Annotated in this window: 19 protein-coding genes; 10 read left to right on the forward strand and 9 right to left on the reverse strand. The window is 65.6% G+C overall.

What is annotated here, in order from left to right; translation table 11 throughout:
* Nucleotides 1-413: 413 nt before the first annotated feature.
* The 3 genes from hisC to J1C49_RS01975 are packed head-to-tail and all read left to right on the forward strand — an operon-like array spanning nucleotide 414 to nucleotide 3,120.
* The gene (hisC, locus tag J1C49_RS01965; RefSeq protein ID WP_227444112.1) at nucleotides 414-1,505 is read left to right on the forward strand and encodes a histidinol-phosphate transaminase; all 1,092 of its coding nucleotides are present in this window, start codon (nucleotides 414-416) and stop codon (nucleotides 1,503-1,505) included.
* Complete coding sequence (locus J1C49_RS01970; protein ID WP_227444113.1) at nucleotides 1,496-2,416, forward strand: prephenate/arogenate dehydrogenase family protein; 921 nt, start codon at nucleotides 1,496-1,498, stop codon at nucleotides 2,414-2,416. The genes hisC and J1C49_RS01970 overlap by 10 nt, the downstream gene beginning before the upstream one ends.
* Nucleotides 2,413-3,120, forward strand: a complete 708-nt coding sequence (locus J1C49_RS01975; protein ID WP_227444114.1) for an extensin family protein — start codon at nucleotides 2,413-2,415, stop codon at nucleotides 3,118-3,120. Before J1C49_RS01970 ends, J1C49_RS01975 begins: the two co-directional genes overlap by 4 nt.
* Nucleotides 3,121-3,646: 526 nt before the next feature.
* Here the strand turns inward: J1C49_RS01975 and J1C49_RS01980 are convergent.
* Nucleotides 3,647-4,042: a RidA family protein gene (locus tag J1C49_RS01980; RefSeq protein ID WP_227444115.1), complete on the reverse strand. Its 396-nt coding sequence runs from the start codon at nucleotides 4,040-4,042 to the stop codon at nucleotides 3,647-3,649.
* A gap of 97 nt (nucleotides 4,043-4,139) precedes the next feature.
* Here J1C49_RS01980 and J1C49_RS01985 point away from each other — a divergent pair, with 97 nt between their 5' ends.
* A complete protein-coding gene (locus J1C49_RS01985; RefSeq protein WP_227444116.1) occupies nucleotides 4,140-4,859 on the forward strand; it encodes a YafY family protein in 720 nt (239 codons plus the stop codon).
* Nucleotides 4,860-4,982: 123 nt separating this feature from the next.
* On the opposite strand, the gene J1C49_RS01990 is transcribed toward J1C49_RS01985, so the two are convergent.
* The 4 genes from J1C49_RS01990 to J1C49_RS02005 all read right to left on the reverse strand — a co-directional run bounded on the left by J1C49_RS01990 (nucleotide 4,983) and on the right by J1C49_RS02005 (nucleotide 9,911).
* Nucleotides 4,983-5,861 carry a DmsC/YnfH family molybdoenzyme membrane anchor subunit gene (locus tag J1C49_RS01990; RefSeq protein ID WP_227444117.1) on the reverse strand — a complete coding sequence of 293 codons (879 nt, stop codon included), beginning with the start codon at nucleotides 5,859-5,861 and terminating at the stop codon, nucleotides 4,983-4,985.
* A gap of 99 nt (nucleotides 5,862-5,960) precedes the next feature.
* Nucleotides 5,961-6,740, reverse strand: a complete 780-nt coding sequence (locus J1C49_RS01995) for a 4Fe-4S dicluster domain-containing protein (RefSeq protein ID WP_227444118.1) — start codon at nucleotides 6,738-6,740, stop codon at nucleotides 5,961-5,963.
* The gene (locus J1C49_RS02000; RefSeq protein ID WP_227444119.1) at nucleotides 6,737-6,874 is read right to left on the reverse strand and encodes a hypothetical protein; all 138 of its coding nucleotides are present in this window, start codon (nucleotides 6,872-6,874) and stop codon (nucleotides 6,737-6,739) included. Before J1C49_RS02000 ends, J1C49_RS01995 begins: the two co-directional genes overlap by 4 nt.
* Nucleotides 6,875-7,061: 187 nt before the next feature.
* Nucleotides 7,062-9,911: a molybdopterin oxidoreductase family protein gene (locus J1C49_RS02005; protein ID WP_227444120.1), complete on the reverse strand. Its 2,850-nt coding sequence runs from the start codon at nucleotides 9,909-9,911 to the stop codon at nucleotides 7,062-7,064.
* Between the two features lie 173 nt (nucleotides 9,912-10,084).
* Between J1C49_RS02005 and J1C49_RS02010 the strand changes: the two genes are divergently transcribed.
* Nucleotides 10,085-10,912: a phosphate acyltransferase gene (locus tag J1C49_RS02010; RefSeq protein WP_227444121.1), complete on the forward strand. Its 828-nt coding sequence runs from the start codon at nucleotides 10,085-10,087 to the stop codon at nucleotides 10,910-10,912.
* 95 nt (nucleotides 10,913-11,007) lie between these two features.
* Here the strand turns inward: J1C49_RS02010 and J1C49_RS02015 are convergent, their stop codons facing one another.
* The 3 genes from J1C49_RS02015 to J1C49_RS02025 form a co-directional block, all read right to left on the reverse strand.
* Nucleotides 11,008-12,168, reverse strand: a complete 1,161-nt coding sequence (locus tag J1C49_RS02015; RefSeq protein ID WP_227444122.1) for an acetate/propionate family kinase — start codon at nucleotides 12,166-12,168, stop codon at nucleotides 11,008-11,010.
* 5 nt (nucleotides 12,169-12,173) lie between these two features.
* Nucleotides 12,174-13,946 carry a sulfoacetaldehyde acetyltransferase gene (gene xsc / locus J1C49_RS02020; protein ID WP_227444123.1) on the reverse strand — a complete coding sequence of 591 codons (1,773 nt, stop codon included), beginning with the start codon at nucleotides 13,944-13,946 and terminating at the stop codon, nucleotides 12,174-12,176.
* A gap of 270 nt (nucleotides 13,947-14,216) precedes the next feature.
* The gene (locus tag J1C49_RS02025) at nucleotides 14,217-15,386 is read right to left on the reverse strand and encodes a glycosyltransferase family 4 protein (RefSeq protein WP_227444124.1); all 1,170 of its coding nucleotides are present in this window, start codon (nucleotides 15,384-15,386) and stop codon (nucleotides 14,217-14,219) included.
* Nucleotides 15,387-16,089: 703 nt separating this feature from the next.
* Here J1C49_RS02025 and J1C49_RS02030 point away from each other — a divergent pair.
* Nucleotides 16,090-17,487, forward strand: a complete 1,398-nt coding sequence (locus J1C49_RS02030; RefSeq protein ID WP_227444125.1) for a hypothetical protein — start codon at nucleotides 16,090-16,092, stop codon at nucleotides 17,485-17,487.
* 11 nt (nucleotides 17,488-17,498) lie between these two features.
* The gene (locus J1C49_RS02035; protein ID WP_227444126.1) at nucleotides 17,499-18,797 is read left to right on the forward strand and encodes a glycosyltransferase; all 1,299 of its coding nucleotides are present in this window, start codon (nucleotides 17,499-17,501) and stop codon (nucleotides 18,795-18,797) included.
* A gap of 68 nt (nucleotides 18,798-18,865) precedes the next feature.
* On the opposite strand, the gene J1C49_RS21890 is transcribed toward J1C49_RS02035, so the two are convergent.
* On the reverse strand, nucleotides 18,866-19,363 hold the full coding sequence (locus J1C49_RS21890; RefSeq protein WP_227444127.1) for a serine acetyltransferase: 498 nt from the start codon (nucleotides 19,361-19,363) through the stop codon (nucleotides 18,866-18,868).
* Nucleotides 19,364-19,553: 190 nt separating this feature from the next.
* Here J1C49_RS21890 and J1C49_RS02045 point away from each other — a divergent pair, with 190 nt between their 5' ends.
* Genes J1C49_RS02045 through J1C49_RS02055 form a run of 3 tightly spaced genes read left to right on the forward strand, consistent with a single transcriptional unit; the run spans nucleotide 19,554 to nucleotide 23,922 of the window.
* Nucleotides 19,554-21,602 carry an acyltransferase family protein gene (locus J1C49_RS02045; protein WP_227444128.1) on the forward strand — a complete coding sequence of 683 codons (2,049 nt, stop codon included), beginning with the start codon at nucleotides 19,554-19,556 and terminating at the stop codon, nucleotides 21,600-21,602.
* Complete coding sequence (locus J1C49_RS02050) at nucleotides 21,599-23,158, forward strand: GMC oxidoreductase (RefSeq protein ID WP_227444129.1); 1,560 nt, start codon at nucleotides 21,599-21,601, stop codon at nucleotides 23,156-23,158. The genes J1C49_RS02045 and J1C49_RS02050 overlap by 4 nt, the downstream gene beginning before the upstream one ends.
* Nucleotides 23,155-23,922, forward strand: a complete 768-nt coding sequence (locus J1C49_RS02055) for an SDR family NAD(P)-dependent oxidoreductase (RefSeq protein WP_227444130.1) — start codon at nucleotides 23,155-23,157, stop codon at nucleotides 23,920-23,922. Before J1C49_RS02050 ends, J1C49_RS02055 begins: the two co-directional genes overlap by 4 nt.
* Nucleotides 23,923-24,000 lie beyond the last annotated feature (78 nt).

Here is a 24,000-nt window from a genome sequence, read left to right on the forward strand (position 1 = left end):
GCGGACCGGTCCTTGTATGGACATCGTGGCCGATCCGGCTGTCTGTTGCGGGCGCGAGGTGGCCGGCGGGCTTGCTGGCGGTGGGTGCGCGACGCTGGCGGTGGCTTGGGGGCGCTGCTCCCGTCTTTGCAAGCAAAGACTCCCCCGGGATAATTCAGGCCCAAAGAAACCGGGGGAGATCGCGGACCGGTCCCTGTATGGACATCGTGGCCGATCCGATTGTGTGTTGCGGGCGCGAGGCTTTCTCGCTTTTCCCCACAAGGCGGCCCCGGGGCCGTGCGCGAGACGAAACCGGAGGCGACGGCTCGGTGGGCGCATGGTGGGCGTGGGGCAGGCGGGTGCGTTCAGGGCGGGTTTTCATCGCCGCGCGCGCCCGGTATGCACGGGGTCACGCGCAGAGGAGACCGCGACCCATGTCGAAGATCGAGCCGCAACCCGGTATCCTGGATATCCAGCCCTATGTGGGCGGGAAATCCCATATCGACGGTGTCGAGAACATCGTCAAGCTCAGCTCCAACGAGAACCCTTTCGGCCCCAGCCCGGCCGCGCAGGAGGCGGTCAAGCGCTCGGTCCATCAGCTGCACCGCTATCCGTCCACAGATCATGCCAGCCTGCGGCAGGCCATTGCTGAGGTCCACGGGCTGGAGGCCCGTCGGATCATTTGCGGTGTCGGGTCCGACGAGATCCTGCATCTTCTGTGCCAGGCCTATGCCGGGCCGGGCGACGAGGTGATCCATACCGAGCACGGCTTTGCCATTTACCGCATCGGCGCACTGGCGGCGGGGGCGACCCCGGTGGAAGTGCCGGAGCGCGAACGTGTGACCTGTGTCGACGAGATCCTCGAAGCCTGCGGGCCGAAGACGCGGCTTGTTTTCATCGCCAACCCGAACAATCCGACCGGAACGATGATCGGCATGGCGGAGATCGAGCGGCTGGCCGCGGGTCTTCCGGACCGCGCGCTGCTGGTTCTGGACGGGGCCTACGCGGAATATGTGGAGGGCTATGACGGCGGTGCGGCACTGGTGGAGACGCGCGACAACGTGGTGATGACGCGGACCTTTTCGAAGCTCTACGGGCTGGGCGGGTTGCGGATCGGTTGGGGCTATGCGCCGCAGGAGATCATCGACGTCCTGAACAGGATCCGGGGGCCGTTCAATCTCAGCCAGACCGCGCTCGATGCCGCGGAAGCGGCGATCCGCGACACGGCCTATGTGGAGAAGTGCCGGGTGGAAAACGCGCGGATGCGGGCGTGGCTGTCGGAGGCGCTGGCCGAGCATGGGGTGCCGTCGGATACGTCCATGGCCAATTTCGTGCTGGCGCGGATGGGGTCGGCGGAGGAGGCGGAGGCCTGTGACGCGTATTTGCAGAGCGAGGGGCTGATCGTGCGACGCGTGGCGGGCTACAAGCTGCCGAATGCGCTCAGGATCACGGTGGGCGATGAGCCGTCCTGTCGCCGGGTGGCGCATGCGATCGGTCAGTTCAAGGCAGGTGCGCGATGCCCGTGATTTACGACAAGGTGGCGCTGATCGGGCTTGGGCTGATCGCGTCGTCGATGTTCTGGTCCGGCAAGCGGACCGGGGCGGTGGGCCATGTGTCGGGGTTTGCGCGCTCTGCCGAGACACGCGAGACCGCGCGACGGATCGGCCTGTGCGACAGCGTCTGCGACAGCATCGCAGAGGTCGTCGCCGATGCCGATCTCGTGGTGCTGGCGGTCCCTGTTGGTGCGATGGGGGCGGTGGCGCGGGAGATGGCGCCGCATCTCAAGCCGGGGGCGACGGTGACGGATGTGGGGTCGGTCAAGCAGACCGTGATTGACAATGTGGGGCCGTATATTCCGGAGAGGGTGCATTTTGTGCCCGCGCACCCGATGGCCGGGACAGAGCATTCCGGGCCGGAATCGGGCTTTGCGACGCTGTTTGACAACCGGTGGTGCCTCGTGGTTCCGCCCGAGGGCACGGACCCTGCGGCGGTCGACCGGCTGGAGGCCTATTGGCATGCGCTGGGCAGCCAGACGGAGCGCATGGATGTGGAGCATCATGACCTTGTCTGTGCGGTGGTGAGCCATATTCCGCACCTCATTGCCTACACGATGGTTGGTGTGGCCGATGATCTGCGCCGGGTCACGGATCAAGAGGTGATCAAGTTCTCGGCGGCGGGGTTCCGGGATTTCACCCGGATTGCGGCCTCTGATCCGACCATGTGGCGGGACGTGTTCCTGACCAACAAGGACGCCACGATCGAGATGCTCGGGCGGTTCACCGAAGAGCTGTTTGCGCTGCAACGGGCGATCAGAACCGGCGACGGTGAGCAGCTTCACGCCTATTTCACCCGTACCCGGACCATACGCCGTAGCATTCTGGAGGCAGGTCAGGATACTGATAAGCCAGATTTCGGTCGGGTTCAGGTGGGCAAATGAAACGCATTGCATTGGCGATAGGTCTTGTGGCGACACTGGCGGCATGTGCGTCGCGCGATGCGCCGACCGATACGGCCGGCCCGGAGAAAAAGGGGGCGGTGGCACAGGTGGGCGCGGTTCTGGGCCGCGCTTTTGCGTCGACCTCGGACAGTAAGGACGGTCTGCGCGCCATCGAGGGCGGCGGGCTGTGTGGAGACCCCGTGCTCAAGGGGGTGGTTGTCGGCCGGGTGCCGGGACGGATCGCCGGCTGCGGGATCGAGAACGCCGTGCGGCTTGATCAGGTCGGGCAGATCTCGCTTAGTCAGGGGGCGACGATCAATTGCGCAACGGCCAAGGCTTTCAAGACATGGATCGAAACCGGGGCGATGCCCGCCTTCGGGGACCGCGGCGGCGGTCTTGCCGGGCTCAAGGTTGCGGCCAGCTATGCTTGCCGGACGCGCAACCACAGGCGTGGCGCGAAGATATCCGAGCATGGCAAGGGCAACGCGATCGACATTTCGGCTTTCTTTCTGCTCGATGGCACGGAGATCCCGCTTCTGGGGAACTGGAACAGCGGCACAAACGGGCAGGCGATGAAGAAGATGCATGCTGCCGCCTGCGGCCCGTTCAAAACGGTGCTTGGCCCGGATTCGGATCGCTGGCATCAGGATCATTTCCATTTTGACGTGGCGCAGCATCGCGGCGGCGGAACCTATTGCCGCTAGGTCAGACGGGCGCGCGCAGGGTTTGGGACGACGCTGACTGGCAGACGTCCGGCCCACGGGCCTGATGGTCGCAGCGATTTTTGATTGCGGACGCTGCGCCGGACCGTCGGTCCGGACGGTTGATGCTTGGCCCGGCTGATCGCCCGCAGTCCCGGTTAAGCGCGGGCAAAGCCGCGCAGGGTCGGCTCGGTGCGGCGCTTGCCGGAGAGGGGGCGCTGTGCATTCCGGTCAATCTCGGTATGGCCGATCCACAGTCCTCTCGGCGCGGCCCAATCGTGACAAATCGAGCCGAACAGGCGCGTGCCGGGCCGCAGGGGCCCGGCGGTGTTGTCCTGCGTGGCGGAGATCGGGCCAGCGGGGACCAGAGCAGCCCTGCACCGGCGGCACGGGCGCGGCCTCCGTGCAGGGGAGCGTGGAGGCAGGGTCACGCGGCGCGGGCTGTTCGGCTCAAGCAGGAGAGACCCCGTCGCGGCCCGTGTCCCCGCGCGTGATGCGCAGGTGTGCAGGCGCCGGGCCGAAATCCGGGTCAGGCGGCCGCCGTTGCCTCGATTTCAAAGAGCAGGCCGGGAATGGCGAGCCGCGTGACACCGAGAAGGGTCATGGGTGGGGCGCAGTGCGCCGCGCCAAAACGCTGCCCGAGCAGATCGAAATGCGACAGCGCCGCGTCCACGTCGGTGGCAAACACCCCGAGCCGGATCACATCGCCGAACCCAAGGCCCGCCTGTCCGAGCACCGCTTCGAGATTGTCGAGCGCGAGGTCGATCTGCGCGCGCATGTCGCCCGGATGCTGCGGGGCGCCATTGGCGTCCACGGCGGTTTGCCCGGCGCAGATGACCTGACGCTGTGCGCCTTCGATGATTTCGGCCTGATTGTATCCGAGGCCGAGCGACCAGTTCCATGGATTGACAGCGGTGCGTTGCATGTTTGGATGTCCTTGTTTTGCTGTTGTTTGACGTGACATCACCTGCGTAAACCAAAATGGTGCCAAATTTTGTCACCATTCATGCTATGGTGGTGAAATGAATAGTCGCCTGCGCCAAGACGCCCTCATCCGAAGCCTGCGCCGCAGCGGGTCAGCCACCGTTGACAGCCTTGCCGACGAGGTTGGCGCGTCGCGCCGCACCGTGCTGCGCGATATCGGTGCGCTGCGGGATCAGGGTTTTGTCATCCATTCCGAACCGGGCCGGGGCGGAGGCATACAGCTTGACCCGCAATCGGTCCAAACCACCGCGCGGCTGTCCGTGGCGGAGGTCTTTGCGCTGCTGATCAGCGTGGCGGCGATGCGTGCGGCGGGAAACCTGCCATTTTCTGACCTTGCCGATCAGGGCCTGGCGCGCATCGAACGCGCTTTGCCGCCCGACAAGCTGCGGGACCTGCGACGGTTTCTCGATTGCCTGCATGTGGGGCCGCTTTCCCCACATCAGGATCTTTCGGATCTGGGCACGCTGGATCCGGAGCTTCTGCCGGCTTTCGAGGCGGCCTTTCTCTCTCGCGTGATGCTGCGGTTTGCGTATCGCGACGCGCGGGGGCGGCAGACCCGTCGCGAGGTGGAGCCGCAGGCGATGCTGATCCTGCCGCCGCTTTGGTACCTGGTGGCGTGGGATCCCGCGCGGGCGGGGTTTCGGCATTTCCGGATGGACCGGATCAGCCGGCCGGAGCAGGTCCCGGGCACGGGCTTTCGCCAGCGGCATGTGCCGTTTGAAGCGGATGTATGCCCGTATCGCGATTTGCCGCGCTGATACCGCGCTGCGGCGTAAGGCGCAGCGATGGCGGTGCAGGCTGGCCCGTCGGAGACCGCCCGGCGGGCGGGCGAGGGGGTGGTTCGGAGACCGCCCGACGGGCGGGCGAGGGATGGATCCGGATCAGGCCTCTCGCGCGCCGTAATACAGCCCGACCACATGTTCGGCCTCGGCAAAGAACAGCCAGCGCGCCACCGCCACACCGGCGACATGGCTGATCACGGCGATGGCGGCGAGCCAATGGGCAAACGGGGCGAGCAGCAGCAGAACCGGCATCAGCATCGCCAGCACAATGGCAATCATCCGCAGTTTGCGGCCATGTCGGCGCCCGACCACAAAGACCATCTCGCGGGTGAGGTAATTGGACCCGGTATGGGGGGGCTCGAAGGCACGCACGGTCCCGATCGTGCCCAGCCCGGTCGCGGTGGCCAGAGTGGTGCCGCTGTCTGCAAGGCGCTTGTCCCCTTCTTGCCACCACCAGAGTTGCAGGCCGCCCGCAACCACGATCAGCACAAGCGCCACGGTCACGCGGCCCGACAGCAACGCGCCGCCCGCCACGGACCAGGCGACAAACATCGCCGAGGTGGACCAGTGGTTCCAGCGCGGCACTGTCTTGAGCTGGGCGTAGATCATCGACGTGGTGAACACCGTGGCAAGGCAGAAAACCGCGCCAAGCCAGCCAAGCACGGCCCAATGCGCGGAAAAGAAGACCAGACCGAGCGCGTAGAGGCCAAGCGAGACAAGGGCGATCACGGCGCACCAGGCCTCGCGGGACAGCCAGCTCGTGCGCCATTGGGTGAACGCCTTGATCGCGCGTTCGGGGCGTCCGAGGTGAAAGGTTGAGGACATCAGGCCCCCGATCGCAAGGACATAGCCGATCAGGAAGAAGAAGAAGGCGGTCCAGCCGGTCGGGGGGGTGGCGTCGAGCCCCAGCCAGAACAGCAGGCCAAAACCCAGACCGGACAGGGTTGTGAAAGCGATGATGCTTGGTGCGGGATGCATGTCAGGGGGTTCTTTCTGGCATCGGTGTGGCGGTGACGCGGGCGGGACGGCCCTTTTTGTGCCGGCGGTGCGCGCGGCGCGGGGCGGCGGGCCGGCGCATCAACCCTCCTTGCCGGCGCTGTCGCCGGGCAATTTGCCAAGGGCGCGATCGAGCCAGCCGAGAAAGCCGCCCTGCGGTTCGGGGTCGATTGGCGCGAGCCAAGGGGCGAGCACGTCGGTTTCGCCCTGCCAGCTGTCCTTGGGCCGCGGGGGCAGGTATTTGTTCACCGGTTTGGTTCCTTGCTCGGGCATGAGGTCCATGCCGCCGCGCGCGGTGCTGAGCTTGCTCACGTGGCTGTCGGGATCGGCGAAATCGCCGAAATGCCGCGCCCCGGAAGGGCAGGTGCGCACGCAGGCGGGTTCGCGGTCTTCTTCGGGCAGGTTTTCGTTATAGATCCGGTCGACGCAGAGCGTGCATTTCTTCATCACGCCTTCGGCGGCGTCCAGTTCGCGCGCGCCATAGGGACAGGCCCAAGCGCAGAGACCGCAGCCGATGCAGTCGGTTTCGTTGACCAGAACGATGCCATCCTCGGTGCGCTTGTAGCTTGCGCCGGTGGGGCAGACCGTCACGCAGGGCGCGTCTTCGCAATGCAGGCAGCTTTTGGGAAAGTGGATGAGCTGCGCCGGGCCGGTGTCGGGCTGGACCTCGTAGCTGTGGATGCGGTTGAGGAAGGTGCCGGTCGGGTCGGAGCCGTAGGGGTTTTGATCCGAAAGCGGCGCGCCGTAATTCTCGGTGTTCCAGCCTTTGCACGAGATCACGCAGGCATGGCAGCCGACACAGGTGTCGAGGTCGATCACGAGACCGAGCTTGCGCGTGGTGCTGTCGGGAAGGGTGGTCATGCGGTCCACTCCTGCTGCGTTGGGAGTTGGGAGACGGGTTGTTCGGCGTCACGGTCCCAGGTCATCACGAACCAGACGAAGGACGCAACAACCGCGAAGAAGAACAGCGCGATGGCAAGAAGTGTCAGTTTCATGGCTGTCCTTTCCGGTAGTCCAGAGGCGCCGCTGCCGCGGCACGGGTTTTCAGGCAGTGTCGACGCGTCGCCTCGCGGGCGCCGGGGGTGCGCCGGGCGGGTGTGGCATGTGAGTATTTCCGGACAGAAGAAGCCATGGGGTCGGTCCGGAATAACAGGTGTGCCGCGGATGGCATGTCGTGTCGTGTCATGTGCCGATCCCCCATTTCAGCAGTTTGGGACCTTTGCCGACCGGGCTTTTCTGGGCCGGGAAAGCGGGGAGGCTTTCCTGCGGGGCTTTCGCCTTTTCCAGTTTCACCCGCAGGTCGAACCACGCGGCCTGCCCCGTGATCGGGTCGGAATTGGACCAGCGCAACCCGTCGCCTTTGGGCGGGAGCAATTCGTGGATCAGGTGGTTGAGCAGAAAGCCCTTGGTGGCCTCGGGGGCGTTTTCATCCAGCGCCCAGGCGCCCTTGCGCTTGCCGATGGCGTTCCATGTCCAGACCGTATCCTTGTTGAGCGCGGCCATATGGGCGGCGGGGACGGTAATCTCGCCGTGGCTCGAGGTGACGCGCACCCAGTCGCCGTCGCGGAGTTTGAGCTTCTCCCACCAGAAGGTGGGCAGGTAGAGCGGGTTGCGGCCATGGATCTGGCGCAGCCACGCGTTTTGGGAGCCCCAGGAGTGATACATCGCCATGGGGCGCTGCGTGAGCGCATGGACCGGGAATTCCGCCGGATCCTCATGCGCGTCCGATAGCGGCGCGTACCAGAGCGGCAGCGGGTCCATCGTATGTTTGAGCCGTTCGCGCAGATGCTCTGGCGGCTGGCGCTCGCCATGGCCTTCGGCGGCGTGCTGAAAGCGGCGCAACGGTTCGGAATAGATCTCGAAGAGGTAAGGGGTCGGCGCGTCGTAGAGGCCGAGATTGACGGCCCAGTCCTGATAGGCCGCGTTCCACGGTTTGTAGAACTGTGCCTCGTCGGGGATGTGGAAGACCGCGAAGCCGCCGTTTTCGATATAGCGGTCGATCTGCTGCGGGTTGGGCGCGCCGCGGCCCTCTTCGTCACCATTGCCGCGGAAGCCGGAGAGCGGGCCGATGCCGGGCTTGCGTTGGTGGTTGGTGATGTAATCGGCGTAATCCGCGTAGAGCGCGTTGCCGTCGGCATCGGTGAAGCCGGGCAGTTTCATGCGGTTGGCCAGATCGATGAGCACCGACTGGAAGCCGCGCACGCCCGCATGGCCCGGGCGCTCCGGCTCCACCACCGGCCAGCGGATCGCGTCGGCGGCGGCTTCGGGTTCGGAGATCGGACGGTCGAGCAGCGAGATGCAGTCGTGGCGCTCGAGATAGGTGGTGTCGGGCAGGATCAGGTCGGCATAGGCGACCATCTCGGAGCTGTAACTGTCGGAATAGATGATGTTGGGGATGACATAATCGCCGTTCTCATCGGTGTCGGACAGCATCTCCATCACGCCGCGGGAGTTCATCGAGGAGTTCCACGCCATGTTGGCCATGTAGAGAAACAGCGTGTCGATCTTGTAGGGATCGCCCGCATGCGCGTTGGAGATCACCATATGCATCAGCCCGTGGGCGGAGAGCGGGTTTTCCCAGGTAAACGCCTTGTCTATCCGGATCGGGTTGTTGTCGGCGTCGAGTGCGAGGTCGGCGGGCCCGTGGGGGTAGCCGAGATGCGGGCCGTCGAGCGGTTTGCCCGGGGCGGCGGTGAAATGCGGTTTGGGATGGGCGGTGGCGGGCTTGGGGTAGGGCGGCTTGAAGCGGAACCCGCCGGGGACCTCGACCGTGCCGAGGATGATCTGGAGGATGTGCAGCGCACGGCAGGTCTGGAAGCCGTTGGAATGGGCGGAGATGCCGCGCATGGCGTGCATGGAGACCGGGCGGCCGAGCATCTTCTCGTGCCGGTTGCCGCGGAAATCGGTCCATGGCTGATCCAGCTCGAAGGCCTCGTCGAAGGCGACGCGGGCCAGTTCGGAGGCGATGCGGCGGATGCGGGCAGGCTCAAGCCCGCATTTCGGCCCGACGGTGTCTGGGTCGTATTGCGGGTCGAGGTAACGCTCGGCCATGGCGGCGAGCACGGTGCGGTGCGTGATGCCGTCACGGGTGAGCGTGCCGGAGAGGTCGGGCTCGACGCCGTGCCCATCGAAGGCGGCGGGCGCGCCGGTCTTGCGGTCGATCACGATCAGCTTGCCGTCGCCGTCGCGCAGCAGCATGCCCTTGGTGGGCGAGTTGGGATCCGCGTCGATCAGCGCGGGGGCGTTGGTGAAGCTGGCCAGATAGATGAGGTCGATCCGGCCCGCTTTCATCAGGCAGTGGATCAGCGACAGGATGAACAGGCCATCGGTGCCCGGTGTGATGCCGACCCATTCATCGCTCACGGCGTTATAGCCGGTGCGGATCGGGTTGACGCCGATCACCTTGGCGCCGCGTTCCTTGAGCCGCCCGAGACCCATCTTGATCGGGTTGCTGTCATGGTCCTCGGCGACGCCGAAAAGCATGAAGAGCTTGGTGCGTTCCCAATCCGGCGCGCCGAATTCCCAGAACGCGCCGCCCATCGTGTAGATGCCCGCCGTGGCCATGTTAACCGAGCAAAAGCCGCCATGGGCGGCGAAGTTGGGCGTGCCGAATTGCTGCGCCCAGAGGCCGGTGAAGCTTTGCGACTGGTCGCGCCCGGTGAAGAAGGCGAGCTTTTCGGGGGCCGTGTCGCGCAGCGGTTTGAGCCAGGACACCGCCGTCTCAAGCGCCTCGTCCCAAGAGATTTCCTCGAACTCACCGGAGCCGCGCGGGCCGACACGCTTCATCGGGGCCTTGAGGCGCGAGGGGGCGTTGTGCTGCATGATCCCCGCAGAGCCCTTGGCGCAGAGCACGCCGCGATTGACCGGGTGGTCGCGGTTGCCTTCGATATAGGCGACCTGTTTCTTGCCGTCGGGGCCGTCCTTCATATGCACGTTGATGCCGCAGCGGCAGGCGCACATGTAGCAGGTCGTCTTGCGGATCTCGTCGGAGACCTTCGGGGAAAGCTCAAGCGTCGGGTTGGGGGCGGTCATGGCGGGGCTCCTGTCCTTGGGCTTACGCTTGCAGGCTGCGGAAGAGATGTAAACGCTTACATCCCTTCATCGCAAGGCTTTGTTGCGTGGGGCGGTCGTGCGGCGCAGCGATTGGTTGACGCGCCGGCGTGCGCGGCGTTTTCTGGCACGGTGCGAAATCGCGAGGAGCCGAAATGAGCCGTTTGCCGCGTGTTGTCTTTCCCGAGATCGAAGAACCGCGCGTGGCGGACGCGGTTGCGGCAATCGCGGCCGAGGGGTTCGCGGAGCCGGTCGCGCTCACACGGCCCAGCGATGCCCAGATCGAGGCGCTTGTGACGGCGCGGGGCATGAAGCCGGCCCTGGCGCGACGGCTGCTTGCGAAACCGCTATATGGCGCGGCGGCGATGGTGGCGGCGGGCGAAGCGGACGCGATGGTGGCCGGGGCGGATGTGCCCACGCGGCGCGTGATCGAAGCGGCGTCCATGGTGATCGGGTTGGCGGATGGCGTGAGCCTGCCGTCCTCGTGTTTCCTGATGCGCTTTGCGGATGGGCGGGACATGGTCTTTGCCGATTGCGCGGTCAATGTCGACCCGGACGCCGAGGGGCTTGCGGCGATTGCCCGCGCGTCCGCGGTGACGGGGGCGGCGTTGCTCGGCGAGGCGCGGGTGGCGCTCTTGTCATACTCGACCGGGGCCAGCGGCAGCGGCGCAAGCGTCGCACGTGTCCGCGCGGCGGCGGCGGCGACAGGCTTTGCCGGGCCGCTGCAGGCGGATGCAGCGCTCAACGCAACGATTGCGGGGAAAAAGGGCGTTGCAGGCGGGGATGCCAACGTCTTGATCTTTCCGGATCTGGATGCCGGCAACATCGCATACAAGCTGTGCCAGGAACTGGCCGGGGCGCAGGCCATCGGCCCGATCCTGCAGGGGTTCCGCAAGCCAGTCTGTGACCTGTCACGCGGGGCGCGCGTGGACGATATCGTCGAGTCGACACGGATCACCATAGCCCTCGCGTCGCGGGACTGACCCCGGTCTGGTCGGGGCATGTGTGGTCCGGGGCCGGGTATCGGGATGTCGACACAAGAAAAAACCGCTGGCATGGGCGGCAGTATAGCCCGGCTTTACCCATTGTCTTGCAGGATTGCGCGGGCATTGCGGGCAATTTCACGTTCTTCTTCGGCGGGGACGATCCAGACGGCGATCCGGCTGTCGGGGCCATGCAGCGTGGGCGCGTTGGCGGTGTTGGCCGCGTCGTCGAGCGTGGCGCCGAGCCAGTCGAGACCGGCGATGATGCGCGCGCGCACCTCGGCGGCATTCTCGCCGATCCCGCCGGTGAAGGCGACCGCGTCGCAGCCCTGCATCGCGGCGATGAGCGAGCCTGCATGGCGCAGCGACCAGTAGCAGAAATGCGCGACGGCAAAAGCCGCTTCGGGGGAAGGGTCCTGCATCAGGCGGCGCATGTCGGATTTGCCGCCGGACAGCCCGAGCAGTCCTGATTCCTGATTGAGGATTTCCTTGGTGCGGGCAAGCCCGTTGTCTTCGACCAGCTTGAGCACCGCGTTGGCGTCGATCCCGCCCGAACGGGTGCCCATCGTCAGGCCGTCGAGCGGCGAATAGCCCATCGTCGTGGCGACCGACCGGCCGCCGCGGATGGCGCAGAGCGACGCGCCGTTGCCAAGGTGAAACGCAAGCAGCCGGTCCGGGAGCGGGTGGCCCGAAATCTCGGGCAGGCGGCGGGTCAGGGACGCATAGCTCAGCCCGTGAAAACCATAGCGGCGGATGCCCTTGGTCTCGGGCAGGGAGGGGATCGCGTAGCGCGTGGCGACCTCTGGATTGGTGGCATGGAACGCGGTGTCGAAACTGGCATATTGCGGCAAGCCCGGCGCCAGCGCCGAAATGCTGTCGATCGCGGCAAGATGATGCGGGTTGTGCAGCGGCGCCAGAGGCGTGCAGGAGGCAATCTCTGCGCGCGTTTTGGCCGTAATCCGGACCGGGCCGGACAGGCTCGCGCCCCCATGCACCACGCGGTGGGCGGCGGCACGAAAGGACGACAAGGGATAGCCGCATGCGCCCAGCCGCTCGATCAGAGCGCCAAGTGCGGTGCGGTGATCCGGCAGCGGCAGCGCTTCATGCGTGCCGCCCAGACGGATCGCGGAGGCCCCGCCGATGGCCTCCGCCATGCCCGTGATGCACTCCGTCAGCGCATCGTCGAACACCGCCAGTTTGATCGAGGACGAGCCCGCGTTCAGCACCAGAATCCGGTCTGTTTCGGGCGCGCCCATGCTGATTACTCCGCGGCCATGTCTTCGCGCGAGATCCCCGCCACGGAGACCGGCTTTTTCATCGCGTCGCGACGGAACGGCTCGCCGAGCTCCTGGTTGATCATGGCTTCGATCAGGGTCGTCTTGCCATGTTTCATCTGGTCCTCGATCGCCGTGTTCAGCGCCTCGGTCAGCTCGTCCATGGTGCGCGCCACCACGCCTTGCAGGCCGCAGGCCTTGGCGATGCCGGCATAGGACACTTGTTCGTCAAGCTCGGTGCCGACGAAATTGTCGTCGAACCACAGGGTCGAGTTCCGCTTCTCCGCGCCCCACTGGTAGTTGCGGAAAACGATCTGGGTGATGGCGGGCCAGTCGCCGCGGCCAATTGCCGTCAGCTCGTTGACCGCGATGCCGAAGGCGCCGTCACCGGCAAAGCCCACAACCGGCACGTCGGGCTGGCCGATCTTGGCGCCGACGATGGCGGGCAGACCGTAGCCGCAAGGACCGAAGAGGCCCGGTGCGAGATATTTGCGGCCCTCGTCGAAATCGGGATAGGCGTTGCCGATGGCACAGTTGTTGCCGATGTCGGAGGAAATGATCGCCTCGCGCGGGAGCGCCTGCTGGATCGCGCGCCACGCCATGCGGGGGCTCATCCAGTCGGGCTTGGCCTTGCGCGCGCGCTCGTTCCATGTGGTGCCGGGGTCGTCCTCCTCGTGGGTGAGAGAGGTCAGTTCCTGCGCCCAGCGCGACTTGGTCTCGGCGATCCGGGCACGGCGCGCCTCGCGGCCCGCGTCGCCCGCGTCATCCGCAAGCTGGCGCAGGATGCCCTTGGCCACCTTTGCCGCGTCGCCAACGATGCCCACGGTCACTTTCTTGGTGAGGCCGATGCGGTCGGGGTTGATATCGACCTGAATGATGGTCGCATCGGCGGGCCAGTATTCCATGCCATAGCCGGGCAGGGTCGAGAACGGGTTCAGCCGCGTGCCGAGGCAAAGCACCACGTCGGCGTCCTTGATCAGCTCCATCCCGGCCTTGGAGCCATTGTAGCCCAGCGGTCCGGCAAAGAGCGGATGCGAGCCGGGGAAAGCGTCATTGTGTTGATAGCCGACGCAAACCGGTGCATCGAGCCGTTCGGCCAGCGCCTTGGAGGCCTCGATGCCGCCATTGGAGAGCACAACGCCCGCGCCATTGAGGATCACCGGGTTCTTGGCGGTCGAGAGCAGTTCCGCGGCTTTCGCGACGGAGTTTTCACCGCCGGGCGAGACTTCGAACTCGATCGGATCGGGGATCGCGATGTCGACCACCTGGGTCCAGAAATCGCGCGGGATGTTGATCTGGGCCGGGCCGGAGAGGCGCTTGGCTTGGGAGATCACGCGGGTCAGCACCTCTGCGACTCGGGAAGGGTCGCGGACCTCTTCCTGATAGGCGACCATGTCCTCGAAAAGCTTCATCTGCTCGACTTCCTGAAAACCGCCCTGACCGATGGTCTTGTTGGCGGCCTGCGGCGTGACCAGAAGCAGCGGCGTGTGGTTCCAGTAGGCGGTTTTGACGGCGGTCACGAAGTTGGTGATTCCGGGGCCGTTCTGCGCGATCATCATCGACATCTTGCCGGTCGCACGGGTGTAGCCGTCGGACATGAACCCGGCTGAGCCTTCATGGGCGCAGTCCCAGAACTTGATGCCTGCGGCGGGAAACAGGTCGGAAATCGGCATCATGGCGGAGCCGATGATCCCGAAAGCGTTGTCGATCCCGTGGCGTTGCAGAACTTTGACGAAAGCTTCCTCGGTGGTCATCTTCATGGCAGGCGGTCCTCGATGTCGAAAAAAGGAAAAAACGGGCGTCCTCGCCCGCATGGGATTGCGCGGCAACATACCGATCCCGCCAAGCAGCGGTTAGGGCCAGTGTTTTCCATGGCATAATGCCAGAATCCACCAGTTTCAAAATTTATGAGATATTTTGTCTCATAAAATGTTGTTCGCGCAGGATTTTGCGCAATTGGATCGACGCGGATTTGCGGGTGACCGGCGCGGCGGTGCTGGCGTCTCGGCGGTATGAATGTGGTGTTTGACTCAGCGATCCAAGCGCTGTGCGGCGCGGACCTCGTGCAGGGCTTGCGCCGTGCGGCGGCCCCAGGCGTCCCAGTTCAGCCGCTCTTCATATTCACGGCGCGCGCTGGCGCATAGGGCGGCATAGCCAGAGGGGTCGTCCAGATAGGTCCGGATGCGCGCCGCGAAGGCGTCTGGCGGGCTTCCGGGGGGCAGGGCATGACCATTGATCCCATCGCGCACCGGCACGCCGCCCACACGCAGGCACAAGGAGGGCAGCCCATGCGCGGAGGCTTCGCAAAATGCAAACCCGTAGCTCTCGAACGACGGCTGCACGAGGAAATGCGCCCCGGCCAGCGCGGCGTTGAACTGCGCCAGCTGATCGGGGATCGCCTTGTCGAGCTGAGGGTGGATGGTGACCCATTCATTTGTATGAAACGCGGGCGGCATGCAGCCGATCACACAGAGCCGCGCGTCGACGCCCTGCGCCCGCAGCGCCTGCATCGTGTCAAAGGCAACCGGGCCACCCTTGGCGAACCAGTCGCGGCCGATCAGCAAGAGCCGCAGCGGCGCATCGGGCGCGATGCGGCGCGGGGCGGGGGCGGGCACCGGGTCGATATTGGCGCCCCACTCGATCAGGCGCGCGGCCTTGGGCGGGAGGTCGTAGCGGTCGGTCACGGCATCGAGAAGCCATTGCGAGGGCCACAGCGCGAGATCGAGGCTGTGCAGAATGGCCTTTTCCTGTCGCTCGACCCAGGTATCCATGAGCGCCGAGAGCGCAAGCTTGCGCTTGAAACTGGCCCCGATTTCCGAGGTGCGGTAGACGGTTTGGGTCGCGTCCGAGGTAAACACCTTGATGCAGCCGGCAGGCACGCGAACCTGTGCCATCGAATGCAGCGAATAGGCGCCAAAAAGCACGTCATAGCCGCCGCGGGCCAATTCTGTTTCGACCCCGCGGGCAATGCGCCGGGCAAGCATGAGGTGCATGCGCCAGCGCAGCCGCAGATTGGCGCCGACGGGCAGCGCTTCGATCAGGCGGCGCACGGGCTGGACGCCGTGCCAGCGGTTGTCGAGGATGGTCACATCCCCGGCATGGGCGCACAGGGCGTCATGAATCCGCGCATTCCCTCCGGAGTAGAGGTTGCGGTCGAGCGGCGAGTGGTCGCAGAGATATGCGATCCGCAGGCGGGTCATGTGGCTCCCTTGCACGTGGCGGTGGCTTCCGCGCCGAAGGTTATCGGCAAAGTGTTGACGATCAATGCGGCGATTCGAGGGCGAGACCGTTGGCGTGGGGAGACCGGCGGCGCGTCCTTGATGCAGCGTCCGATTCCCCACCCGCTCGAGGCGCCGGTTTCGGGGGCGGGCGAATTGCGCACGGCGGGCGTGAGGCATAGGGATCGCACAAGGCGCGATTGCGCGATGGATGGCGGGATTGCCGGAGCCGTCAGAGCGCGCGGGGCACCCGCATTGCGCAAGGTATCGGGGCTTGCCATGCCTGCGCATGGCTTGGGGTGCTCAGGCGCGGCGTGACACAGGCGGTGCGCGCGGCGTGACACAGGCGGTGCGCGCGGCGTGACACAGGCGGTGCGTGAGGCGTTACACGGGCGGCGCGTGAGACGGCACACGGTGGCGCGCGAGATGGCACACGGTGGTGCGCGTGGCGTGACACAGGCGGTGTGCGAAACGGCACACAGACGCTGCCCAAGGCGTCAGAGGAAGGCAGGGCACGGGCATTGGCCGGGCACAAACCTTGCGCAAGCGCGGGCGGATCGACCGCGCCGGCGCAGCTTGCCGGTGGCGGGGATGCCATCAATTTGGCTCAAACATGACGCGACTTTGCCTCTGACGGCTGCTAAATCGGGATCTGGACCCCTGTGCACCCTGTTCTGCGAGGCTCATGCCAAACGTCATCGCCCTTGCCGCTCTCGCCATCTGGCCCCTCGTGGCCGTGATGCTTTTCTCGCGGATGCGTTTCGATCAGGCACTGATCTGGACGCTGCTCGTGGGTTATCTTTTCCTGCCGGAGCGGCCCGCAGTCTTTGATCTTCCGGCGTTTCCGGCGCTGCACAAGCATAACATCCCGGCGCTGGCGGCCTTCCTGATCATCTTGCAGAAAGGCGGGCTCAAAGGATCCCTCCTGCCGGAGAATATCGTCGGCAAGATGTTGGTGCTGACCTTTGTCTTCTCGCCGGTGATGACCGTGCTGAGCAACGGAGAACCGGTGTTTTTTGGCCAGATCGGGCTTCCCGGGCTCGGGCTCAAGGACATGATCGCCTTGCCGATCGAACAGTTCCTGCTGATCCTGCCATTCCTTCTGGCGCGTCAGCATCTCGTGTCGGGCGGGGCGCAGCGCGAGTTGCTCAAGGCGTTGATGGTTGGCGGGCTGGTCTACTCGCTGTTCATGCTGATCGAGATGCGCCTGTCGCCACAGCTCAACCTCTGGGTTTACGGGTTCTACCAGCACCAGTTCGGCCAGTCGGTGCGGGCGGGCGGATATCGCCCGGTGGTGTTTCTCTACCACGGGCTTTGGGTCGCGTTCTTTGTCATGACGTCGGTTGTCGCGGCATGGTCGCTGTGGCGGCTCGACGAGCAGGGTAACAAGACGAAACTGCTCATGGCGGCGGGCTATCTGACGATCATCATCGTCTTGGCCAAATCGCTCGGAGCCCTGCTTTTTGCCGTGATGCTGATCCCGCTGGTGATCGTGCTGAGCCCGAAAGCGCAGATCCGCGTCGCGATCCTTCTGGGCAGCATCGCGCTGGCCTATCCGTTGCTCAAGGGCGCGGATCTCGTGCCGCAAGACCGCATGCTTGCGGCGGCGGCCTCCGTCGACCCACAGCGCGCGGGCAGTCTCGAATTCCGCTTCGACAACGAGAACACGCTGCTGGAGCGGGCCTATATCAAACCGGTTTTCGGCTGGGGGAGCTGGGGCCGGAACCATATCCTCGATCCGGTGACGGGTTTCATCCTGACGGTGACCGACGGGCGCTGGATCATCGTGATCGGCGTCTATGGCTGGGTGGGGTTCATGGCAGAGTTCGGATTGATGCTACTGCCGCTGATCCTCATGTGGCGCGAAGCCGTGGCCCCGAGGCGGGACAAGATTTCCCCCATGATTGCCCCGCTGTCGCTGATTTTGGCGGTCAACATGCTCGATATGATCCCGAACGCCACATTAACGCCCTTGTCGTGGCTTATCGCCGGGGCGTTGACGGGATACGCCGAAAAACTGCGTGCGGCCCGTCTGGCCGCCGGACCTGTGGAAACGCCCGTTTTCTGGCGCAGTGTCATGTGATGGAGTTGTGAGTGTCCCTTTCCTGTCGCCGCCCTCGCGTTCTGATCCTGGCCGAGGAGTGCAACCCCGAGTGGCCGTCCCTGCCCATCGTTGGTTACAAATACGCCCGTGAGATCGCGCGCGGTGCGGATGTGACGCTCGTCACCCATGTGCGCAATCGCGAGAACATAGAGAAAGCCGGCTATGACGTGCCGGTGACCTATCTCGATACCGAATGGCTCGCAGGCCCGATGTACAAGGTCGAGCGGATCGTGCGCGGTGGCGACGATATCGGCTGGTCCACCTCCAAGATGTTTGCCTACCTGCCTTACGTGGCCTTCGAGCGCGCGGCCTGGACGCGGTTTCGCACCGAGCTCAGGAGCGGCGCGTTTGATCTGGTGCATCGCATCACACCCATGACTCCGACCCTGCCAAGCTATATCGCGCATAAATCACCGGTGCCGTTTCTGATCGGGCCGATGAACGGCAATCTCGACTGGCCCGCGGCCTTTGCCGCCGAACAGAAGCGCGAGAACGAGACGCTGCGGCGGTTCCGGGATTTCTACAAGTATCTGCCCTATGCGCGCTCGACCTATGACCGGGCCGCCGCCGTGCTGACGGCGTTTTCGCATACGCGTCGCGATCTGTCGCGGGTCGAGGATGCGCGGATTGTGCCGTTCCCGGAGATCGGGTTCGATCCGTCGATCTTCCACGGCATCGGGACGCTGCCCGCCGGTCGGCGCAGCGAGGATGGCAAGGTGCATTTCCTGCATGCCGGGCGACTTGTGCCCTATAAGCTGCCGGAATTGCCGATCCGCGCCTTCGGTGCGTCCGAGATCCTGCGGCAGCACCACCTGCATATCGTGGGGGACGGGCCGGAATTGCCGCGCATGCAGGCCGCGATTGCCGAGGAGGGGCTGGAGGCCTGCGTGACGCTGCATGGGCGCAAGACGCAAACCGAACTGGCCGACTGGATGCGGCGTTGCGACGTCTTTGTGCACCCGTCGATCCGGGAACTTGGCGCGGGTGTGGTGGTGGAAGCCATGGCCTGCGGGATCGAGGTGATGGTGACCGCCTATGGTGCGCCGGGCGATCTTGCCGCCGAGGGGCGGGGCGCGATGGTCGAGATGGCGGATTTTGACACGCTGGTGGCCGGGTTCCGCCGCGAGATGGAGGCGGTTGCCGAAGCGCCGGACCGCGCCGCCGCGGTTGCCGCGCGCGGCCAGGCATATGCCGAGACGCTGTATACGTGGCGCGCCAAGGGCGAAAAGACGCTGGAGCTTTACGAGGCGGTGCTTTCGGGGCGGCCCTTGAGCGGTCTGGGCTACTGAACGAGGGTCTCAAACCAATCCGGCCCGGTCTGCGCCGGGTCGCGCGGGCCTCTCCGCCCCGCTCTGTGCTACCCTTCTTCCGGGGCGTTTCTGGAAATGATGCGCGCGGGGATTCCGGCCACCGTGGCGCCTTCGGGGACGTCGCGCGTGACCACCGCATTTGCGCCGATCACCGCGTGGTCACCCACTGTAAGCGGGCCGATCAGCTTGGCGCCCGCGCCGACATCCACATGACCGCCCAGAACGACAGGCCCGGCCAGCGTCACCTGATGGAAGATCATGCAATTCACCCCGATTTCCGCATCGGGGTGCACGATGATGCCCGTGGGATGGGTGAGCCGCAGGCCACCCCCGATCCGGGTATTCAGATGCAGCTCGCTCTGCGTGATGGTCGACCAGAACAGGTGGTTCAAGGCCCAGTATTTCGAGGCAAGACGCGCGCCGCGCGCCTTTGCGGCCTGATAGCGGCGGATGGCGCGGAGCAGTTTCTGCCCCGGATCCCAAAACCGTCGGATCGCCTCACGCGACCAGTCGGGATGCTCTGCCGAAATGCCTGTTTCGTCCACGGGTCTGCCTGTTCTGCGCGCGCTTGTCATCGAAACGCCATTTATGCGCCCGGATTTGAGCACGGCTTGACGCTATGGCAACACTTGTCATCTAGCAACGCCTTCGATGCCCGTTCAAACTGGGCAGCCAAACGACCGGAGAAACCGGAAACACCATGACAGGATCGCGCCTCTCGCCTGGAGCCTCATCATGACGCGGCATGACCCCGCGCCGCCATTGCCGTATCGGGGCGATATCGACGGTTTGCGCGCAATCGCGGTGCTGTCCGTGGTGCTTTACCACTTCGGCGCGCCGCTGGCGGGCGGCTTCGTCGGGGTCGACATCTTTTTCGTGATTTCCGGGTTCCTGATCGGCGGCATACTCTGGCGGGAGTTTGACCGCACCGGGCGGGTGCGGCTCGGGGCATTCTATCTCCGGCGGTTCAAGCGGTTGGCCCCGGCTTTCTTTGCCATGGCCTTCGTGACCACGCTTGTCGGAGCGGCGATCCTTCTGCCCTTCGAGTTCCGCGAATACGGCAAGTCCCTGATCGCGGCGACGGTGTGGCTGTCCAACGTGCTGTTCTATCGAGACGCGGGATATTTCGACGCCGCCTCGGAGGAAAAGCCCCTCCTGCATACATGGTCGCTCGCGGTTGAAGAGCAGTTCTATATCCTCCTGCCGCTGACCATCCTGTTGCTGAAACGCTCCCGGCGGCTGTTGCTCTGGGCGCTGATCACGGCATGGGGGCTTTCGCTGGCGGCGTCGATCCTTGCGACCCCGAGCCACCCGATGGCGGCCTTCTACCTCTTTCCGTTCCGGGCATGGGAGCTCTTGTCGGGCGTGTTGCTCGCGATCTGGGGGTTCGAGACGCGGCGCCGATGGCACGGCTACGCCGCGTTGAGCTGGTTGGGGCTGGGTTTGGTGGCGGTGTCGATCCTGTTCATCCCGGCCGGGCCGCAGTTTCCCGGCGTGCTGGCGATCCTGCCGGTCCTTGGGACGGTCCTTCTGATTGCCAACGGCACGGGCCCCAACCCGGTGAACCGGCTGCTGTGTCATCCCTGGGCGGTGATGATCGGCCTGCTGTCCTACTCGCTTTATCTGTGGCATTGGCCAATCTATGTTTTTGGTGCCTACCTGCGGGGCGGCGCGCTGGACCCGGTCTCTGCGGCGGTCTTGATCGCGCTGTCGCTGGCGCTGGCATGGCTGTCGTGGCGCTTCGTCGAAACCCCGGTGCGACGGGCGCGCAGCTTGTCGGCGCGCCGCGTCTTCGTCTCCACCGGCCTTGCATCGGCAGCCGCTCTGATGGCGGGGGCGGTGATGTTTACACGCGACGGGCTGCCGGGACGGTTTGGCCCGGAGGCTCGGGTTCATATCGCGGCGTCGGGCGATTTCCTCCAGGATTTCAGCCGGTGCCGTATTGCCGAGACAGCGCCCCTCGACGGGCTCGAGATCTGCCCGATCGGGCCGGACGGGCCGCCCCAAGTTCTGATCTGGGGCGACAGCCACCTTCGTGCCCTGCATGACGGGCTTTCGCTGGCGGCAGCGGAGGCGCAGGTGCCCGGGCTGATCCTGTGGCGCGCGGGCTGCCCGCCGCTTTTTGGGGTGCGCAAGACCGAAAGTGCCGCCACCCCGTCGCAGGATCTTGATTGCACGCGGGCGAATCTTCAGATCCGGCAGGCGCTTTCGCGGCTGGACACGGTGGAAACCGTGCTGCTGGTGGGCCGCTGGAGTTATTATGCCAGCGGCACCGGTATCGGGCTCGATGCGACGAATGAAATCGGTGTGTTTGCGGTCGAAGACATGCGCGCGGGCCAAGCGCAGGCGCAGGTCGTCACCACGGCCGCGGGCCGCACGATCGATATCCTGTCACAGCAGTTTCCGCGCGTCGCAGTGCTGCGTCAGCCGCCGGAAATCCCGGATTATGACAGCCGCCGGGCCGCGCGGGAGACGGCGCATGCCGGCCTGCCCTTTGCGGCGGACCCGATCACGCGGCCGGATGTGGCGCGCGATGCGTTGGCTCTGCGTGCGGCATTGGCGGATGCCCCGTGGCTTGCGGCGGCGGAAGCGGGCCGCATCACCTGGATCGATCCGTGGCCCCGTCTGTGTGACGCGGAGGTCTGCTCCGCTCTTCAGGATGGTGCCGGGCAGTATTTCGACAACAATCATCTCACCAACAGCGCCGCGGTGCGTTTGCGCGACCTGTTTGCGCCGCTTTTTGAACCGGTGACGCAGCGCACGGCGCTTGATCGGCGGCCATGACCCATCCGGCCACAGAGACGCATTGGGATACGATTGTCATCGGAACCGGCATGGGCGGCGCCACATTGGGCCGGGCGCTGGCCGAGGCCGGTCAATCCGTGCTGTTCCTCGAACAGGGGGGCGCCGGCTATCGCGCGGAGGAAAACGGGCTGTCCGAAACCCCCTTGCCCGAAGCGCGCCTCGCGCGCGGGCTCTGGCCCGAGCCGCTCCATGTTGCCCTGAATGGTCGCACCCAGACGCTTTTTGCCCCGCTGGGCGCAGGGGTCGGCGGCTCGTCGGTCTTTTACGCGGCGACGCTCGAACGGCCCGCGCCGCATGATCTTGACCCCGGTCCGGACCATCCGACCGGGGGGTGGCCCGTCAGCTTCGCCGAGATGCGGCCATGGTATGACGTGGCCGCGCGGCTCTACGAAGTCTACGGCGCGCCGGATCCCTTGTCGGACGATCCACCGGCGGCGCTGGCGTCGCCACCCGCGCTCACGCCCACCGAGGCTTCGCTGATGCGCAGCCTGTCGGAGGCTGGCTTGCACCCCTACCACGCGCATACGGCGCTGCGGCGCCTGCCCGGCTGCGCCGCTTGTCTGGGCCGCAAATGCCCGCGCGATTGCAAGCGCGACGCGCGCTCCGTCGGGGTCGAACCGGCCCTGGCCACCGGTCGTGCAACGCTGGTCACAGGCGCACAGGTCACCCGCCTCTTGGCGGATGCGGAGCGTGTGATCGGGGTGGACGCGCGTGTAGACGGCCAGCCGGTGCAGTTCAGGGCGGACCGCTACGTGCTCGCAGGCGGTGCGCTGGGCTCTCCGCGTGTGCTTCTGGCCTCCGCCAGCGCGGATTGGCCAAACGGTCTTGCGAACCGCTCCGGTCTGGTTGGCCGCAACCTGATGTTCCATCTCAACGAGATGTTTGCGCTCTGGCCCAAGGACCGCGTGCCGGATGACGGCGCGACAAAGGCGATATCCTTTCGCGATCTTTATCACCGCGACGGGCAGCGCTTCGGAACCGTGCAATCCATGGGGATCCGCGCCTCCTATGGCGAAATCGTGCACTACCTGAACCGCATGCTGGCGCAGTCCCGGATGCCCGGCCTGCCCGGGTTGCAACCGTTCACGCGCGTGCCGGCGGCTCTGGCGGCGCGGCTCTTCGGGCAGGCGCAGATCTTTGTCGGCCTGCTGGAGGATCTGCCCTACGCGGACAACCGCGTGATCCATGACCCGACGCAGCCGGACCGGCTGGCGGTGTCCTATACCATCCACCCGGAGCTTGCCGCCCGCCGCCGCGCATTCCGCCACGCGATCCGGCGGGCGCTGAAAGGACATCGGCGGGTGTTCTTGTCGCTCCTTCCGGAACTGAACTACGGGCACCCGTGCGGCACGGTCCGTTTCGGCGACGACCCCGCGCGCTCGGTGCTGCGCCCGGATTGTCGCGCCCATGATGTCGCGAACCTCTGGGTTGTGGATGCCGCTTTCATGCCGACGTCGATGGGGGTCAATCCGAGCCTGACCATTGCCGCAAACGCCTTGCGCGTGGCGGAGACACTGACAGGAGGTGCACGATGACGGAGATCCACCCATCGGAGGGCTGCGTGCTTCTGTCGGGCGCAGGCTCCGGCCTTGGACGGGCCATGGCCATGGCGTTTGCGGAGCGTGGCTTCAGGGTCGTCGGACTCGGACGGTCCGAAGCGGCCTTGCAGGAAACCGCGGGCCTTTGCGCGCCCGGATTGTTCGTTGCCCGGCCGTGTGATGTGGCGGAGTTGTCCACGCTTTCGACAGTGGTGGCCGGGATCTGGCAAGAGCACGGGCCTGTTGCGGTGCTTGTCAACAACGCGGCGATCTATCCCAGGCGGGATTTCCTCGATGAAACCCCCGAAAGTTTTGCGCAGACCGTGTCGGTCAACCTGCTTGGCGTGGCGGGGCTGTCCAATGCCGTTCTGAAACAGATGGCAACGGTCGGGACGGGACGGATCCTCAATGTCGCCACCTTTGCGGATATGAACCCGCTTCCCAGCGCGGCGGCCTACTCCGTGTCCAAAGGCGCCGCGCGCATCCTGACCCGTGCGATGATTGCCGATCTGGGTGATCGCTTCCCCGGCATCGTGATCGGCGACTGGATGCCGGGCATGTTGGCGACCGACATGGGGATCCCGGACGGTCTGGACCCCGCGGTCTCCGCACAATGGGGCGTCACGCTGGCGCTCAAGCGGGATCCGTTACTCAACGGTGCGGTCTTCGAAATGAACCGTGAAATCCTTCCGCCCCGTGGATTGAAGGGCAAGGTCAAGGATCTGCTGACCTTCAATCGCCCGAGGCCACGGATGCTCTGACCGCTCCGTCGCGGGTTTGGCGGGGCCAGCCGCCTGTGTCCCGACAATGGGCGGCACGTCACTATCCAGACGTCCGGC

It is taken from the genome of Cognatishimia sp. F0-27 (assembly GCF_020667845.1).
Taxonomy (GTDB): Bacteria; Pseudomonadota; Alphaproteobacteria; order Rhodobacterales; family Rhodobacteraceae; genus JAFMPQ01.